The 16,491-nt window shown below is 71.5% G+C and carries 14 protein-coding genes; 5 read left to right on the forward strand and 9 right to left on the reverse strand.

Annotated features, from left to right (window positions below; translation table 11 throughout):
- Positions 1-43 precede the first annotated feature (43 nt).
- The 6 genes from ACZ4TR_RS18255 to ACZ4TR_RS18280 form a co-directional block, all read right to left on the reverse strand.
- Positions 44-1,429: a cytochrome P450 gene (locus ACZ4TR_RS18255; protein ID WP_465288081.1), complete on the reverse strand. Its 1,386-nt coding sequence runs from the start codon at positions 1,427-1,429 to the stop codon at positions 44-46.
- Complete coding sequence (locus ACZ4TR_RS18260) at positions 1,426-2,436, reverse strand: enediyne biosynthesis protein (RefSeq protein WP_465288082.1); 1,011 nt, start codon at positions 2,434-2,436, stop codon at positions 1,426-1,428. Before ACZ4TR_RS18260 ends, ACZ4TR_RS18255 begins: the two co-directional genes overlap by 4 nt.
- A 4-nt stretch (positions 2,437-2,440) precedes the next feature.
- Positions 2,441-4,414 carry an FG-GAP repeat domain-containing protein gene (locus ACZ4TR_RS18265; protein WP_465288083.1) on the reverse strand — a complete coding sequence of 658 codons (1,974 nt, stop codon included), beginning with the start codon at positions 4,412-4,414 and terminating at the stop codon, positions 2,441-2,443.
- Positions 4,411-5,394 (reverse strand): DUF1702 family protein, encoded by a 984-nt coding sequence (locus ACZ4TR_RS18270; protein WP_465288084.1) that lies wholly within the window; start codon positions 5,392-5,394, stop codon positions 4,411-4,413. Before ACZ4TR_RS18270 ends, ACZ4TR_RS18265 begins: the two co-directional genes overlap by 4 nt.
- Positions 5,395-5,520: 126 nt before the next feature.
- On the reverse strand, positions 5,521-6,516 hold the full coding sequence (locus ACZ4TR_RS18275) for a DUF1702 family protein (protein WP_465288085.1): 996 nt from the start codon (positions 6,514-6,516) through the stop codon (positions 5,521-5,523).
- 29 nt (positions 6,517-6,545) lie between these two features.
- A complete protein-coding gene (locus tag ACZ4TR_RS18280) occupies positions 6,546-7,451 on the reverse strand; it encodes a helix-turn-helix transcriptional regulator (RefSeq protein ID WP_465288086.1) in 906 nt (301 codons plus the stop codon).
- Between the two features lie 486 nt (positions 7,452-7,937).
- Here ACZ4TR_RS18280 and ACZ4TR_RS18285 point away from each other — a divergent pair, with 486 nt between their 5' ends.
- Both ACZ4TR_RS18285 and ACZ4TR_RS18290 read left to right on the forward strand, forming a co-directional pair.
- Positions 7,938-8,744 carry an AfsR/SARP family transcriptional regulator gene (locus ACZ4TR_RS18285; RefSeq protein WP_465288087.1) on the forward strand — a complete coding sequence of 269 codons (807 nt, stop codon included), beginning with the start codon at positions 7,938-7,940 and terminating at the stop codon, positions 8,742-8,744.
- A gap of 66 nt (positions 8,745-8,810) precedes the next feature.
- Positions 8,811-9,509 (forward strand): winged helix-turn-helix transcriptional regulator, encoded by a 699-nt coding sequence (locus ACZ4TR_RS18290; protein ID WP_465288088.1) that lies wholly within the window; start codon positions 8,811-8,813, stop codon positions 9,507-9,509.
- A gap of 257 nt (positions 9,510-9,766) precedes the next feature.
- Here the strand turns inward: ACZ4TR_RS18290 and ACZ4TR_RS18295 are convergent, their stop codons facing one another.
- Complete coding sequence (locus tag ACZ4TR_RS18295) at positions 9,767-11,026, reverse strand: RNA polymerase sigma factor (protein WP_465288089.1); 1,260 nt, start codon at positions 11,024-11,026, stop codon at positions 9,767-9,769.
- A 1-nt stretch (position 11,027) separates the two neighbouring features.
- Positions 11,028-11,411, reverse strand: a complete 384-nt coding sequence (locus tag ACZ4TR_RS18300; protein WP_364525667.1) for a YciI family protein — start codon at positions 11,409-11,411, stop codon at positions 11,028-11,030.
- A gap of 135 nt (positions 11,412-11,546) precedes the next feature.
- On the opposite strand from ACZ4TR_RS18300, the gene ACZ4TR_RS18305 reads away from it, so the two are divergent.
- The gene (locus tag ACZ4TR_RS18305; RefSeq protein WP_465288090.1) at positions 11,547-12,218 is read left to right on the forward strand and encodes a maleylpyruvate isomerase family mycothiol-dependent enzyme; all 672 of its coding nucleotides are present in this window, start codon (positions 11,547-11,549) and stop codon (positions 12,216-12,218) included.
- 327 nt (positions 12,219-12,545) lie between these two features.
- Here the strand turns inward: ACZ4TR_RS18305 and ACZ4TR_RS18310 are convergent, their stop codons facing one another.
- Positions 12,546-13,166 carry an L-threonylcarbamoyladenylate synthase gene (locus ACZ4TR_RS18310; RefSeq protein ID WP_364525663.1) on the reverse strand — a complete coding sequence of 207 codons (621 nt, stop codon included), beginning with the start codon at positions 13,164-13,166 and terminating at the stop codon, positions 12,546-12,548.
- 172 nt (positions 13,167-13,338) lie between these two features.
- On the opposite strand from ACZ4TR_RS18310, the gene ACZ4TR_RS18315 reads away from it, so the two are divergent.
- Both ACZ4TR_RS18315 and ACZ4TR_RS18320 read left to right on the forward strand, forming a co-directional pair.
- The gene (locus tag ACZ4TR_RS18315; protein ID WP_465288091.1) at positions 13,339-13,851 is read left to right on the forward strand and encodes a DUF899 family protein; all 513 of its coding nucleotides are present in this window, start codon (positions 13,339-13,341) and stop codon (positions 13,849-13,851) included.
- Positions 13,852-14,027: 176 nt separating this feature from the next.
- Positions 14,028-16,391, forward strand: coding sequence for a sensor histidine kinase (locus ACZ4TR_RS18320; RefSeq protein ID WP_465288092.1), 2,364 nt, complete (start codon positions 14,028-14,030; stop codon positions 16,389-16,391).
- Positions 16,392-16,491 lie beyond the last annotated feature (100 nt).

Consider the following 16,491-nt stretch of genomic DNA (forward strand, 5'->3'; position numbering starts at 1 on the left):
GGTTGCACCGGCCTACCTCCTCGTCGAATGTCCACAACAGACTTCAAGCTGCTTCGGCACTCCGCCGCCGCTCGCGGCGGTGCACGGTCATCGGCAGCCCGCCGCGCACCCGCAGCGACAGCATCGCCTCGGGCTCGACGACCTTGCCCGGTACCTTGCGCAGCTCCAGGTCCCGCGCGGCCATCGCGAGCACGAACACCGCCTCCATCACCCCGAGGCTGTTGCCGATGCAGAACCTCGGCCCGGCGCCGAACGGGATGTAGGCGTAGCGCGCCGGCCGGCCGGCCGGGTTGGCGGCGTCGAACCGGCCCGGGTCGAAGCGCTCCGGGTCGGTCCAGAACTCCGGGTGCCGGTGCAGCGTGTAGGGCACGACGACGACGTCGGACCCGGCGGGCACGTGGTACCCGCCGATCTCGTCGTCGGCCTGCGCGATCCGCGGCAGCAGCCACACCGGCGGGTACAGCCGCATGACCTCTTCGACCACCGCGACCGTGTAGGTCAGCTTCCGCAGGTCCTCGTGTTCGGGCAGCCGGTCGCCGAGCACGTCGACGGCTTCGGCGTGCAGCCGCTCGGCGACCTCCGGGTGCTCGTCGATCAGGTGGAACGCCCAGCCGAGCGTGCTCGCCGTGGTCTCGTGCCCGGCCAGCAGCAGGGTGATCAGCTCGTCGCGCATCCGCTCGCGCGACGCGCCCTCCGCCGATCCGGACGCGATCAGCCGCGACAGCACGTCTTCGCCGTTTTCGACCGGGTTCGCCAGCCGCTGCTCGACGAGCTCGTCGGCGATCCGGCGCAGGTCCTCGCGCGCGGCCCGGAACTCCACCTGCTTCTTCAGCGGGACCCACTGCGGGACCATGCTCAGCGTGACCGCCTCGAACATGGCCTGGTCCTGCACGGCCTCGAACGAGTGGCCCAGCGTCTCGTAGCCGCCGAGCTCCGCGTCGAGCAGCGTCTTGCCGAGCACGCCGAGCGTCAGGCCGGTCATCTCGTGCAGGATCTCGACCGGCCCGTCGTGCCCGGCCAGCCGCTTGATCACAGCGTCCACTTCGGACGCGACGACCGCGGCCTGGCGCGAGATGCGCTTGGGCTGGAAGACCGGCTGGATGGTCCGGCGCTGCGTCTTCCAGGTGTCGCCGTCGCTGGTCAGCAGGCCGTCGCCGAGAGCGCGGCGGGCCTCCTGCAGGCCGATGCCCTTGTGGTAGTTCGCCGCGTTGTCCGCGAGGACGTGCTTGGCCAGGTCGGGGTGGTTCACCAGGTACATCGCCTTGGGGCCGATGGCGATGCGGACGACGTCGCCGTAGGTCCCGGCGTTGTCGCCCATGAGCGCGAGGCGGTCGGTGAAGAGCTGCTTCATCAACCGGAACGTCGCCCGGCGCGGCGGCCCGGGCGGCGCGGTGCGCGCCGCCCGGGCCTCGTGCTGCGGACCGGTCATGCCGCGACGGCTCCCGGCTTCTCGCCGTCGCCGGCCGATTCGACCGGCGGGGCGAGCTCGAGCTTCGCCTTCTGGGCGGCCTGGTCGGCCTCGAACTTGATCCGCGCCTTGTTCGAGAAGTGCAGGCCCCACAGGAAGGCCCCCCGGATCAGGCAGACGGTCGCGGTGGCCAGGAACAGCCCGTACGCGACGTGCACGGCGGTGAAGAAGCCGTACGCGAGTGCGACTCCCGCCCCGAAGGCGAACTGCGAACCCCGCTTCGACGGCGACGTGCCCGGGTCGGTCACCATGTAGTTCGTGTAGAGCACGAACGCGATCCCGGTGCCCATCGCCAGCGCGCCGGGGATCGACGTGCCGAAGAGCCAGCCTCGGACGAAGGCCTGGATCACGAAGAAGCTCAGCCAGCCCGCGATCAGCCACATCCGGTTGGTCAGCAGCGCGTTGAGCACCGTGCCCGACACCAGGATGATCGCGACGATCAGCCAGCCGCCCCAGGTCGCGATCTGCTCGCTGAAGTGGTACGGCGGGGCGATGCTGGCCCACGGGAACACCAGCAGGATGATCGTGATCCCGAAGTTCGACGGGTTCATGTAGTGCCGCATGCGGCCGTACACCGGCGCCTGCAGGACCCACTTCGCCCCGACGGCCACGACGACCCCGAAGATCATCACGAGGACCCGGTCATTGACGTAGGTCAGCATGTTCAGCGCCAGGCCGGTGATGTGCGCCGGCAGCAGGAACTCCACGAGCCCCTTGAAGCCGTTGCCCTTGAACCGGACGTCGCGCTTGGTCACCCGCGCGTTGATGACCTCGAGCAGGATCTCCGTCGTGTACGCGGTCGCCAGCGCGATGAACGGGTACAGCCACGGCTGCTCGAAGCCGAGGATGGTGTAGCCGAGGATGTTGAAGACCGTGATCGAGATCGCGAACCGGCGCAGCGCGGTGATGACCTTGTTGGTCCGTTTCGGCGGCGCGGTGTCCACTTTGGTCAGAGTCGGGGTGGCCATGCCGTCACATCTCTTCCTTAGCCGTGGAGCCGAGCTGGTACATGTGGCAACCGGGCTGCAGCTTCAGGTCCTGCGTCCGCAGGTGCCCGGTCCGGTCCCGCCACTGCAGGTGCACGTCGAGCGGGCCACTGACGTTCTGACCGAGGCCGATCTGGATGTCGAAGCTGCGCCGGCCGCCCTCCCCGCTGCTGCCGTCGACCCGGCCGAGGTACTTCTTGCCGTCCGACGTCGTCACGGTGGCCTGGGCGCCGATCGCGGGCGAGCCGGCCGCGGGCAGCGTGCCGGGCGCCACCTGGGCGTCGGTGGTCAGCTTCAGCTGCAGGTACTTGCCGGGGTTCGGGCTGTCGTTGTGGTAGAAGATCGGCGCTTCCCACTGCCGCGCCACCGCGAACTCGGGCAGGCCGTCGCCGTCGGTGTCGCCGACGCCGATGCCGCGGGTGGGCACCGGCACCGCCAGCCCGAGCTGCGGCGCGAGGTCGGTGTAGCGGCCGTCCGCGCTCTTCACGAAGAAGTGCAGGGTCTGGTCGCCACCGATGTCGTCCCCGGCCCGCGCGTTCGGCCACCAGAACGGGTTGGACAGCAGGCCGTCGTTGGCCGTGGCCAGCTCCTGCAGGTTCGGCCAGCGGTTGACCTGGCCCTTGACGAACCCGGTCGCCTGGGCGATCTGGTTCTCGCCGCTGTTGTTGAAGTCCTGGATCTTGACGTCCCAGCCCCAGCCGGACCACGCCGTCCCGGTCCGGCCGCTCTCGTCGTGGAACGGGGCGACCCCGTCCTTCAGCTGGTCGCGCAGGTCCTCGGTGCTGCGCGCGGTGTTCATGAACTGGTAGTTCGACTCTTCGATGCCCCACGACGTCGTGATGTTGCTGACGAACAGGTCGTAGAGGCCGTCGTGGTTCAGGTCGCCGAAGTCGACGCCCATCCCCTTGAAGGAGTCGTGCCCCAGCACCTTCGACTTCGGGTCGGCGATCCCGCGGACGCCGGTGACCTCGGCGAGCTCGATGTGTCCCGGCGTGGACTTGTTGTACAGCATGTGGTCGTGGCCGAAGTCGTTGGCGATGTAGAGCTCCGGCAGGTTGTCCCCGTCTATGTCGGTCGCGCTCGAGGCCAGCGTCCAGCCCAGGCGCGCGCTCTCCGGGATGCCCTGGGAGGCGTCGATGAACTGCGCGCTCGGGTTCGCCCCGGACGTGGCGCCGGTCCAGCGGTAGATGAACTTGCCGCCCGAGTTCGTCGCGTGCGACATCGACTGGTTCAGCGTGATGCCGCCGTCGGCGTTCGGGTCCAGGACCCGGCTGTCCGGGAAGTAGTTGCCGACGAAGACGTCGACGTGCCCGTCGCCGTCGAAGTCGCCGATGGTGACGGAGTCGGTGTTCCACAGTGGACCGTTGTACTTGCCGTCCGCGCCACGGTGGTTGCCGCCCACCAGCTCGGTCGGCTGGAACGCGGACGCGTCGAACTTCGCCGCGGTCGCCTTCTGCAGGAACACCACCGGGGTCCGGCCCCAGTAGTAGGCCAGGATGTCCGTGCGCCCGTCTTCGTTGAAGTCACCGGGGACACAGCCCATCGGCGCCATGTAGTCCCACGTCGGCAGCGCCGGCGCGGGATCCAGCGCGAAGGGCGCGTACCGCGGGCCCGAGTCCGGCGTCGGCGTCACGACGACCTGGTCGCTGCGCGGGTCGACCAGGCAGATGTCGTTGGCCTTGCCGCTGCCGCTGATGTCGTTGATCGCGATCCCGGCACCGACCGAGGAGATCCACGCCGCGATGTGCTCGTACTCCTTGTTCACCGTCCGGATCGACTGCGACTTCGCGGCCGCCGGCAGTGCGATCGTCATCGGCGTGAAGTGGAACCTGCTCGCCATCGAGTCCTGTTCGGCGGCGTCGACACTGGGCAGCCGGGCGACCAGGAACAGGCCGAGGATCAGCACCAGCGCCACGATGCCCGCCAGCTGCTTGCGCAGCCAGCCGAAGGTCGCGGTCATTTCTTCTTCCCTCCGTGGGTCAGCACTTCTTCGGCGATCCGCTGCCGCCAGATTTCGAACGCCGGCACGTCGGCACCGTCGACGACGACGGCCGGGCGGACCTCCTGGGTGATCGCGGCCGCGCGCTCGGCGGACAGGCCGCAGATCGCCCGGGCCGCCATCTCGGTCTCCGGGATCAGCAGGCCCGAGCGCACCCGGCACTCGGCGGCGAAGGCGCTGCCCTGTGCCAGCTGGCCGTGGTGGATCCCGGCCCGGTCGACCAGCTCCGCCAGCTCGTCGGCCGTGACGCCGCACGCGTAGGTCGAGGCCAGCCCGACCCCGGCGTAGAGGTCGCCGTGGCGCGACTCGGGGAACTCCTCGATCGTCTTGGTCACCAGCGACACGTCGGTGCCGCAGATGAACCACAGCGCCCGGCCGATGCCCTGGTCGATGGCGCGTAGCGCGTAGCCGTCGTACCGCCGGTCCGGCCAGGAGAAGCCCGGGTCCTGGAACTGCCCCCCGATGTACTTCTCGGTCTTGAAGTAGGCCTGGTGGAAGCCGTAGCCGTCGAGCACGAGCCAGCGCAGCAGCGGGTCGAACGCCGGCGCCTTCGGCCACGCGAACCGCGGGAGCCGCGCCATCGCCCAGCCGACGCCGACGTAGATGATGTAGTCGTGCTTCTCGCCCGGGCCCGCCAGGAACTCGGCGATGTTCGTGCTCTTGCCGAACGGCAGGCCGTCCAGCACGCCGTACCCCATGCCCGCGCCTTCGTAGGCGAATCCACGGAACTGCGGGGGGATGCGATCGAGCCACTCTTCGGCCTGCTCGACCGACTTCGCTTCGACGGCGTGGGCGTACCCGAGGAGGAACATCTCCCCGACCGTCTCGAGTCGTTCTTGAGCGGCTGGGCTCTTCCGGTGGAAGCCCCGCGTTTCCAGCAAGGTCTCCGAGACGTTCGGTGTCAGGATGCGACGTCTGAGCGCGCGCCAACCAGTGCCCAACGCACTCTCCCCCTTAGGGTCGACTAGGTTCAGGATCTTTCTTCGCTTCTACAGTCACAGATTCGCTGGTCAGCGCTCTACTCCACGCTTGCCTGTGGATCGACGCGCGCGTGCGGAACCGGCGCGTCAGCCCGCTTGCCGGCGGGCGGCCGGGGCGAACTCCGCCCGGATCCGCTGCCGCCACAGCTCGTAGGGCGGCTGCGCGCCGTCGTCGCCGTCGGCCTGCTCGGTGCGGTCCGCGAGGTTCTGCGCGCCCTGCACGGAAAGGTCGGTGAGCACCCCGGCCGCGAGGTGGGTGTGGGCGGGCACGTACGCGGAGTACGTCCGCGCCTTCACCGCGAACACCACGCCGAGCGCCAGCTCGTCGTAGTACTCGCCGGCCGCCCGGCGCAGCCGGCCCAGCCCGCGCTGGTCGCTGCCGCCCGCGAACGTCGCGGCCAGCCCGACCCCGCTCCACAGGTCCGCCCGGCGGTGCTCGGCGAAGCGCACGACCGCCTTCGCGACGGTGTCCGGGTTCCCGCCGTTGATGAACCACAGCGCGCGGCCGACACCCTGGTCGAACGCCCGGCCGAAGTACTCCGGGCGGCCCGCCCACGGGTAGGGCACCGGGTCGGCCTGCTCGTCGACCCACTTCTTCGTGTCGAAGTAGGCCCGGTCGAAGCCGTAGCCGTCGACGGCGAGCCAGCTCATCACCGGGTGGTAGGCCACGCCGGTCAGCTCGGGCAGGATGTTCTTCCACAGTGGACGCGGCAGGCGCGCCATCGCGAAGCCGATCCCGATGTAGGTCAGGAAGATGTGCGGACGCCCCGGGCCTTCCAGCAGCGCGCGGGTGCGGTCGCGGCCGCCGCCCGGCATGGCGTCGAGGATCGTGTAGCCCATCGTGGCGCCTTCGTAGGCGAACCCGCGCTGCTCGGGCTCGATCAGCGCCAGCCGGCGCTCGATCTCCCACAGCGACGCGCCTTCGATGGCCCATTCGAACCCGCACACGACCGCCTGCGGCACCGCCTCCAGCCGGGCCGTCGCGTCGGTGTGGGTGACCGGGAAGCCGCGCTCGGCGAACCCGACCGAAGCCAGTGACGGAGCGAGCGCCCGCTTGCGCAGCACTCCGATTAACGTGGACATTCCGGTGTCGTCCTTTGCTGGTCGGGGAATCAGGCGACGGCGCGCAGGTGCGGCCGCTGGGCGGCGAGCATGCGCTGGGTGAACGGCGACTGCTTCGACGCCAGCGTGATCGCGATCGGCGCGTCGGTCGTGGCCGGCGCGCGCAGGCCCACCCGGGCGGTGGACTGGCCGAAGGGCGCCACGTTCACGGCCGAATAGCCGATCGAGAACCGCGGCCCGGGCGCGCCCGGCTGGTGCTGCGCGACCGCGATCGCCGTCCACCGCCCGGCGGGCACGCCGTGGATGGTCAGCTCGCCCGAGCTCATGTTGGCCATGCCGCCGAAGGCGACCGGGCCGCACTGGGGCACCGCGTCGGCGAAGAGCCCGACGAGGGTGTCGGCGGGCGCGGAGCCGCGGGGCATGTCCAGCCGCATCGACAGCACACCCGTGCCGCTCTGCAGCGAAGCGCAGCTGCGGCCGGCCGCGCGCAGCACGCGCAGCGGCGGGAGCCGTTGGAACGTCGGCGAAATCGCCACCAGCAGCTCGGCGACCTGCGGCTCGCGGTACTGCGTCGGCGTCATCCCGACCGCCCGCGAGAACCGGCTGGTGAACGTGCCGACGCTGCTGTAGCCGACGCTGCACACGATGTCGGAGACGTTCAGCGACGTCGTCAGCAGCAGCCGCTTCGCCTCGAACAGGCGCACGGCGGTGAGGAACCGGCCGGGCGTCACGCCGGTGGCGTCGGCGAAGATCCGGGAGAAGTGGAACCGGCTGACGAACACCTCGGACGCCAGCTCCGCGAGCGTGATCGGCTCGAAGTACCGCTCCTGGATCGACGAGATGGCCTGCAGCACCGCGGGCCGGACCGACTTCTCGACCCGCTCCAGGGCCGGTACCCGGGGCGGATCGTCGAACTCGCTGTCGTGTCCGACAGCCGCAATAGACCGCAACATCATCCGTCCAACCTCTGATTTCCCCTGATGGCAGTTCTCCTGGTGTCAGGGAAGACGCCGTGCCTTAGAGGTCGATCGACGAGCGATGGAGGAGAACCGGGCGAAACGCACCCGGCCGGGTACCGGCCACGCACCCGCGGGAAATCCACGCTGGACGGTTCGTGCGGAACGCACGGTCCCGGTGTGCGGGACGTCCGCCCGCGGGGTCCGCGGCGGTCCCGCCGCGGCCGCCGCTGGTCCGTTCCGGCGACGCCGCCGAGCGCTCAGGCCCTGGTTGGGCCGGATGGCGGACCGTGCGGAACGCACGAGCCGAACCTGCACAACGCACGGGGCCACGGGGTAAACGCACGTTGACTCTGATGGGTGGCTCACTGGTCGCCGGGGCGACGCTCTGTCACATTCGGTGAGAAGCCCGGAGTCGGCCGTCCCCCGACCCGCGCAGCAGCACTGGGGAGTGCGAGGACGCATTGATGACGCTGGAGGCCTGCCATGTACTCCGAACTGCCGCGACCGGACGCGCCGGACGACGGTGATGTGACGTTCACCGTCCTGGGGCCGCTGGAAGTGCTGCGGGGCGGGGTCGACTACGCGCCGACCACGCCCAAGGTGCTCCAGCTGCTCGCGGTGCTCGTGATGCGCCCGGGCCGGATGGTACACATCGACACCCTCATCCGGGAGCTGTGGTCGGACAACCCGCCCCGGACGGTGCGCACGACGCTGCACACCTACGTCTACCACCTGCGCCGGTGCATCGACCAGAACGGCCTGGCCGCCGACGGGGAGAAGATGCTGGCCACCAAGCAGTCCGGCTACGCCTTCTACATCGACCCGACCCGGGTGGACACCCACCGGTTCGTCCGGCTGCGGCAGCTCGGTCACGAGCACCAGGACGCCGGCGACCACGCCGCGGCGGCCGACGCCTACCGCGCGGCGCTCGACCTGTGGTCCGGCCCGCCGCTCGCGAACGTCCACTGTGGACCGATCTTGTCGGCCTACCGCACCGAGCTGCTCGAACAGCGGCGCAGTGTGCTGCACCTGCGGATCGAAGCGGAGATCGTCAGCGGCAAGCACCGCGAGCTGATCGGCGAGCTGCGTTCGCTGGCCACCGGCAGCCCGCTGGACGAAGCGCTGCACGGCCAGCTGATGCGCGTGCTCGGCCGCAGCGGACGGCGCTCCGACGCGATGGCCGTCTACCGCAGGCTCCGGTCGCGGCTGGCCGGCGAGCTGGGCGTCGAGCCGTGTGACGACCTCCAGGTCCTGCACCGCGAGCTGATCTCCGAAGGGGATCACCGCTGATCCACCGCTTTCCCGGCTCCGGCCGGTGTTCCACCGCATCGCCCGAGAAAGAAGTGAGGAAGCCCGATGCCCGCTCCCAACACCCGCGCCTACGGCCAGTTCTGCGGCCTCGCCCGCGCTCTCGAGATCATCGGCGAGCGCTGGTCGCTGCTGATCGTCCGCGACCTGGTGCTCGGCCCGAAGCGCTACGACGAGCTGCAGGCCGGTCTGCCGAAGATCCCGCCGTCCATCCTGTCGTCCCGCCTGAACGAGCTCGAGGCGACCGGCGTGCTCCGCCGCCGCGTCCGCGCCGAGCTCGACGCGGGCCTGGTCTACGAACTGACCCAGTACGGCAGCGAGCTCGACCAGGTCCTGCTCGACCTCGGCCTGTGGGGCGCGCGTTCCCTGCACCAGCCGGGCCCGGACGACGTGTTCACGCTGGACTCGGCGATCCTGTCGCTGTACACGACGTTCCGCGCCGACGTGGCCGAAAGCGTCCAGATCAACTACGAGATCCGCTACGACGACCGGATGATCATCCACGCGCTGGTCGAGGACGGCGCGGTCAAGGTCGGCGAGGGCCGCTTCGCCGGCGCGGACCTGATCGTCAAGGTCACGAACGGCGCGGTGATGCTGGACCTGATGAGCGGCCACGTGTCCGCGGCGGAAGCGGTCCGCAGCGGCAAGCTGGCGATCGAGGGCGACCTGGCCGACCTCGAGCTGCTGTCCCGGCTGTTCCACATCCCGGCGGCGCCGGAACCCCCGTCGGGCATCGTGGTCCGCTGAGTACCCGGCCCGCCCGGCTAGGCCCCGGGCGGGCCCCATACCGGCCGCGGAGACTCGCTACGGCGAGCCTCCGCTCAGCCGTGCCCGGCCACGGATCCCTTCCGCCGCAACGACGTGAACGACCTCGCGGCACCGCCCCTCCCCAGCCGTGCCCGGCTCCGCAGGCCCGAACCAACCGCAGTGAATGACTCATTCCCTGCGTCCAACGCCAGGAATGAGTCATTCACTGCACCGGAAGCGACCCGGGCCCGGCGGGTTCAGTTCCGCGCGGCGTCCGCCTCCGGCGCGATCCGCCCGGCCCGCTGCAGCAGGTACCGCCGCTCCGGCAGGCTCGCCGTCCGCTCGGCCGCGCGCAGGTAGTGCTTCCGCGCACCCGCCAAGTCCCCGGCCAGCTCGAGCAGGTGCGCGCGGACCGCGTCCATCCGCTGGCCCACATCGAGTTTCGCGTCCACGGTGTCCAGCAGCTCCAGCCCGCGCGCCGGGCCGGCTGCCTGGGCCACCGCCACCGCCTGGTTGATCGTCACGACCGGGCTCGGCATCAGCGTCTGCAGCACGTGGTACAGCTCGGCGATCTGCGCCCAGTCCGTCTCCTCCGTGCTGGGCGCGGTGGCGTGCAGGGCCGCGATCGCCGCCTGGACCTGGTACGGCCCGAGCGCCGCGTGGCCGATCGTCGCGTCCACCAGCGCCTCGCCCTCGGCGATCATCGCCGCGTCCCAGCGGGCGCGGTCCTGGTCCTGGAGCGGCACCAGCTCGCCGTCCGGGCCGGTGCGGGCCTCGCGCCGCGCGTCCGTCAGGAGCATCAGCGCGAGCAGCGCCGCCACCTCGCCCTCATCCGGGATCAGCGCGTGCACTGCGCGGGTCAGCCGGATGGCCTCGGCCGCGAGCTCGGCGCGGATCAGGTTCTCCCCCGACGTCGCCGTGTACCCCTCGTTGAAGATCAGGTACAGCACCTGCAGGACGACCCGCAGCCGGTCGCCGAAGTCGGCCGGGGACGGTTCGCTGAACGTCGACCCGGCGGCGGCGATGCTGTCCTTGGCGCGGGTGATGCGCCGGGCCATCGTCGCCTCGGGCACCAGGAACGCGCTCGCGATTTCCGCCGTGGTCAGGCCGCCGACCGCGCGCAGGGTCAGCGCGACCTGCGAAGACGGCGACACCGCGGGGTGGCAGCACAGGAAGAGCAGCTTCAGCGTGTCGTCGTCGCCGGCGGGCTGCTCCTCGCCGGGCCCGGGGACGACCGCCGCGCTCGCCGGCTCCCGCACGGCGACCGACTCTTCACGCCGCCGCCGCGCGCTTTCGCTGCGCCAGTGGTCGGTGAGCCGGCGGGTCGCGACCGTGACCAGCCAGCCGCGCGGATGGGCCGGGAAGCCTTCGGCCGGCCACTGTTCGCTGGCCGCCAGCAGGGCTTCCTGGACGGCGTCCTCGCACGCGTCGAACTGGCCGTACCGGCGCACCAGCACGCCGAGCACCTGCGGCACCAGCGGGCGCAGGACTTCGGCGACCGGAGCGGAAGCGGTCACCTCACGAACCGGGGAGCTCGGTTTCGGCGTCGGCGAAGAAGACGATCTCGCGCACCTCGATACCCATGCCGTCGTAGGCCGCGTCCGGGATCATCGCGGCGAGCTCGACCGCGCGCTGCTTGCTCGCGCAGTCCACGATGTAGTAGCCGGCGAGGAACTCCTTCGACTCCAGGAAGGGGCCGTCGGTGACGGCCGGCAGGCCCCCGCGCACCCGCACCACGCTGGTGTCGGCGACCGGCGCGAGCGCCTGCGTGCCGACCATCTCGCCGGACTCCCGGATCGTGCGGATGAAGTCCTGGTGCCCGGCCATGATCGCGTCCATGTCCTGCTGGGACAGGCCGGCCATCACGTCGGGGTTGAGGTACATCGCCAGCAGGTACTTCACACCCGGGCTCCTTTCGTCCGTGGCATGAACATAGCCGACCCCGCCGCCGGCACGGCGCAAGCGCGGAGTGGAGCCGCCGCCGGGCCGCCTGCAAGCCTGGATCCGGGCAGTCCCGGCCCCAGGAGGGTGGCACCGATGGCCGACGTGTTCACGGACCTGCAGACCGAAACCGACGCGCTGGCCGAGCTGGCCGAGCGGCACGGGTACGGTTCCGGCCCCGACCTCACCGGGCACTTCGCCCGCCTGACGTCGACCGCGCGGCTGGTCCGGCTCAGTGCCGAGAACCCGGGTGCCTTCGGCGTCACCCCGCAGATCTCCTACGACTCGCTCGACGAGGCGATCCTGACCTGGCTGATCGAGCAGCGGAAGGCGAACGCCCTGCTCGCGTCGGCGCCCGCGAAGCCGGAGCTGCCGTGGAGCGACGGCCCGCTGCGCCCGTCGGTGCTCGCCGCGGCCGCGCTGACCGAGCTGTTCGCCTGCGGCCAGGACATCGCCGACGCGCTCGGCATCCGCCCGCGGCGCGACGACGCCATCGGGCACGTCGCGTACTACGGCGTCCGGACCCGGGACCACGCCTACCGCCGGTACCGCCGGACGCCGCCCGGGCCGTTCCGCTTCGAGCTGCGGGCGCCGTCCGGGACGCGGTGGGACTTCGGGCCGGAAGAGGCCGCCGACCGCGTCACCGGCCCCGCCGAGGACTTCTGCCTCCTGGTGACCCGCCGCCGCGACGTCGAGGACCTCGCCCTGACGTTCAGCGGCGAGCACACCGCCGAATGGCTGGACCTGCTGGAGAACCCGGCGGTCTGACCGGCTCTTCCCGGTCAGACCGGCGCCGGCTAGCGGACCGGGTAGCGGGCCGCGGCGAGCCGGTTCTCTCGCGCGCCCGGCGGGTCCGCTGTCTTGAATGACTCATTCAGGACCTCCCAAGACCTGGATGAGTCAGCCAGGACAACCGAAGCCGGCCGCCGTGGTCGAGCGGGGCCCGCCGGGCCGGAGGCTGTCGCGCGACACGACTTCGCCGGGTCCGCTGTCGCGAATGAGTCGTCGGGGACCTCTGGCGTCCCGGACCAGTCATTCGCGACGGTGGGATCGCGGGCGCCGGCTAGCGGACCGGGGAGCCGGCCGCGGCCCGCGTCACTCGAATGGCGTGGGATCGCCCGCGCCGACGCGCAGGATCTCCGGTTCCCCGGAAGAGAAGTCGACGACCGTCGTCGGCTCGACCCCGCAGTCGCCGGAGTCCAGCACCGCGTCGAGCTGGTGGTCCAGCTCCTCCTTGATTTCCCAGCCCTGCGTCATCGGCTCGCCCTCGCCGGGCAGCAGCAGCGTGCTCGACAGCAGCGGCTCGCCGAGCTCGGCCAGCAGCGCCTGGGTGACGCGGTGGTCGGGGATGCGCACGCCGACCGTCTTCTTCTTCTCGTGCATCAGCCGCCGCGGCACCTCCTTGGTGGCGGGCAGGATGAACGTGTAGCTGCCGGGGGTCGCCGCCTTGATCGCGCGGAACACCGCGTTGTCGATGTGGACGAACTGGCCCAGCTGGGCGAAGTCCTGGCAGACCAGCGTGAAGTGGTGCCGGTGGTCCAGCTTGCGGATGGTGCGGATGCGGTCGAGCCCGTCGCGGTTGCCCGGCCGGCACCCCAGCGCGAAGCACGAGTCGGTCGGGTAGGCGATCAGCCCGTCGCCGCGGAGGATCTCGACGATCTGGCCCAGCGACCGGCGCTGCGGGTTCTCCGGGTGCAGGTCGAAATAGCGTGCCATGACCGCAGAGCCTAGGGTCCGGGCCGCCGGGCGGCGCGGCGGCCCGGGGACGAAGGCCCTGCTCCCGCGGCCCGCGCGTCTCCCAGCTTGCGGTTCCCGGCGCGAACGCTGGGCCCGCCCGGGCCCGCGCGCCACACTCCGTTCGGGGGAACACACCCAGGGAGGGCGAGCCATGACGAAGCTGATCGGGCCGGAGCTGGACCGGCCCCGGGCCGTCACCGCGGCGAAGTACCCGTTCGAGGGCCCGCAGGGGCGCATTTCGCTGGCCGACCTCTTCGACGGGCACCGGCGGCTCGCGGTGCACCACACGATGCCCGGCCACGACGGCCCGTTCGACGACGTGCCCGCCGCCGAAATCGCCGCCGCGCTGCACGACCCGGACCTGCGCCTGGTGCTGGTTTCGCGCGCGCCCTACGCCAAGCTCGAGCGGTACCGCCGCCACTTCGGCCGCGACCTGCCCACGTACTCCGCGGGCCGCGCGTTCACCGCGGACTTCCCGGTGTCCCGGCGTCTTCCGGAGACCGGCAGCGGCGAGTTCTGGGACGACCTCGAGTCGGCGCTCAGCTTCTTCCGGCTCGAGCACGGTTCCGTGCTGCACACCGGGTCGGTCGCCCTCTCCCGGCTCGATTTCCTGAGCCTGCTCGGCGTCCCGGACCGCGCCGGGTCCGCGACCGGCCGGCGCTGAACCCGCGCCCCGCCGCCGTCGTGCCGTCCTCCCGCGCCCCGGCGCCACGTCTCTTCGGCGCAAGGAAACGCAGCTGGGGTGGGTTACGATCGGTCGGCAGCACAACGCACACCGCGGCCTGGCCGGGCCACCTGGGGCGCTCCGGCCACCGCCGAAATCCTGGGGGGTCCGCACCGATGACTCCGGTCGCCGCGCTCGATCCGGCCGCGGAGCTGTCCGTCACCGCCGAGCCGCGCGGCACCACCGCGGCGGACCGGCGCCCGCGGCTGGCCGCGTACCTCGCCGCGGCCATCATCGTCGTGGTCATCACCGGGTTCGGCGTGATCGGCGTCGTCAGCGTGCTGCCCGAGTCGGTCGACTTCCTGCAGGCCGGGTACGCCGTCGTGGCCGCGGCCGCGCTGCTGGCGATCCAGCTGCTGTGGTTCAGCCGCCCGTCCGTCCGGCTCGGCTCCACGACCAGCCGGGTGCTGTTCGCGGTCATGGTCGTGCTCGCCTACGTGCCGATGCTGACCTTCGGCCTGCTGTGGGCCACCATGCTCGTGTACGTCGGCAGCGCCGCGCTCCTGGTCCTGCCCCGGTGGTACGGCTGGGCGGCGGTCGCCGCGGTCCTGGTCAGCACCGTCGGGGTCTACCTGGTGTTCGACGTGAAGCCGGCGACGACGATCTACAACACGTTCGGGACGCTCTTCTACATCCTGGTCTTCTACCTGCTGTCCCGGCTCGCGCGGATGGTCCACGAGCTCCACGCGGCCCGCTCCGAACTGGCCCAGCGCGCGGTCGCCGAACAGCGGCTGGCCTTCGCCCGTGACCTGCACGACCTGCTCGGGCTGAGCCTGTCCGCGATCGCGCTCAAGGGCGAGCTGGTGTCCCGCCTGATGCGCAAGTCCGCCGAGCGGGCCAAGGCCGAGCTCGGCGAGATCACCGCCACCGCCCAGCGCACCCTCTCCGACGTCCGCGCGGTGTCCCACGGCTACCGCGAGCTCTCGCTCGAGAAGGAGTCCCGGACGGCCGAATCGCTGCTTTCGGCGTCCGAGATCGCCGTCCGGATCCACCTCGACCAGGGCGACCTGCCGGTGCAGGTCCGCACGCTGCTGGCCAAGGTGCTCCGCGAAGGCGTCACGAACGTCCTGCGCTACAGCGACGTCGAACACTGCGAGATCGACGTCCGGCACCAGGACGGCAAGGTCGTCCTCGAAATCGTCAACGACGGCGTGACGGCGGGCGACCCGGCGCTCGCCCCGGGCAGCGCGCTGACGGTCCTGCCGGACGAGGTCTCGGCACTCGGCGGCACGGCGACCGCGAAGGCCGGCGCGGACGGCCGGTTCCGGCTGCGCGTCGAGCTCCCCCTGCCCGACGGGCCGGGGGCCTCCGCCGCGCACGACACCGAAGAGCGTTCGGAGAGCGCGTCGAAGGAGATCCGCGGCCTGCTGCCGGTGATCATGGTGCTGATGGGCATCGGCGCGGCGGCGCACCTGCTGCAGCTGAAGCCCCGGCCGTGGGAGATCGCGCTGGTCATCGGCTCGATCGTCGCGTTGCTGGCCCTGCAGTTCTCGTACTTCAACCGGCCCTCGACCCAGCTGCGCTCCGCCCAGAGCTACGGGATGCTCCTGGTCCAGGCCTGCCTGATCTACCTCCCGCTGCTGCCGCTCGGCCCCCGGTGGGTCAGCCTGCCCGGGCTGCTGGTCGGCAGCGCGCTGCTGGTCCTGCCGCCCGTCGCGGGCTGGGTGTTCTTCGCCCTCAACATCGCCGCCTTCGCCGAAATCGAGCGGCTCTCCGGCGCGAACATCACGTCCACGATCTTTTACACCGCCGCGACCGTGATGACGAGCCTGGCCGTGTTCGGGCTGCTGTGGCTGGTCCGGCTGGTCACCGAGCTCGCCGCCACCCGGCGGCGGCTGGCCGAGATGGCGCTGGCCGAGGAGCGGCTGCGGTTCGCCCGCGACCTGCACGACCTGCTCGGCATGAGCCTGTCCGCGATCGCGCTGAAGAGCGAGCTGACCGCCCGGGTGCTGCCGCTGGACCGCGACCGCGCCGCCGAGGAGCTGACCGAGGTCCTCGGCCTGACCCGGCAGGCCCTGTCCGACGTCCGGTCCGTGGCCAGCGGTTACCGCGAGCTGTCCCTCGACAGCGAGTCCCGCACCGCGAGGTCCGTGCTGGCGGCCGCCGACGTGCGGGTGCGCATGGAGATGCTCGGCGACGACCTGCCGACCCAGGTGCGCACGGTACTGGCCGTCGTCCTGCGCGAAGGCGTCACGAACGTGCTGCGGCACAGCAAGGTGGAGAGCTGCGAGATCGCGCTGCGGCGCACCGACGGCGGGATCTGCCTCGACATCATCAACGACGGCGTCGAACGCAACGGCGACCGGCCGGCCACGCGGGTCCCGGTGGTGGTGCCCGCCCCGGCCGCCGACGGCCGCGACACCTCACCCGGCAGCGGGATCGGCAACCTCTCGTACCGGGTCGCGGACCTCGGCGGCCGGTTGACCGCGGGCGTGGAGCCGGACGGCCGGTTCCGGCTGCGCGCGGTCGTCCCGGCCTGAACCCCGGCCGCTCCGGGCCCTGGGCGGCGAATCCCCGCCACCAGCCGTGAACCCACCGCCATCCGGCCACCCCACCGGCGCACGAGCAACCGAGCCGACT

This window comes from Amycolatopsis sp. NPDC028719 (assembly GCF_055565395.1).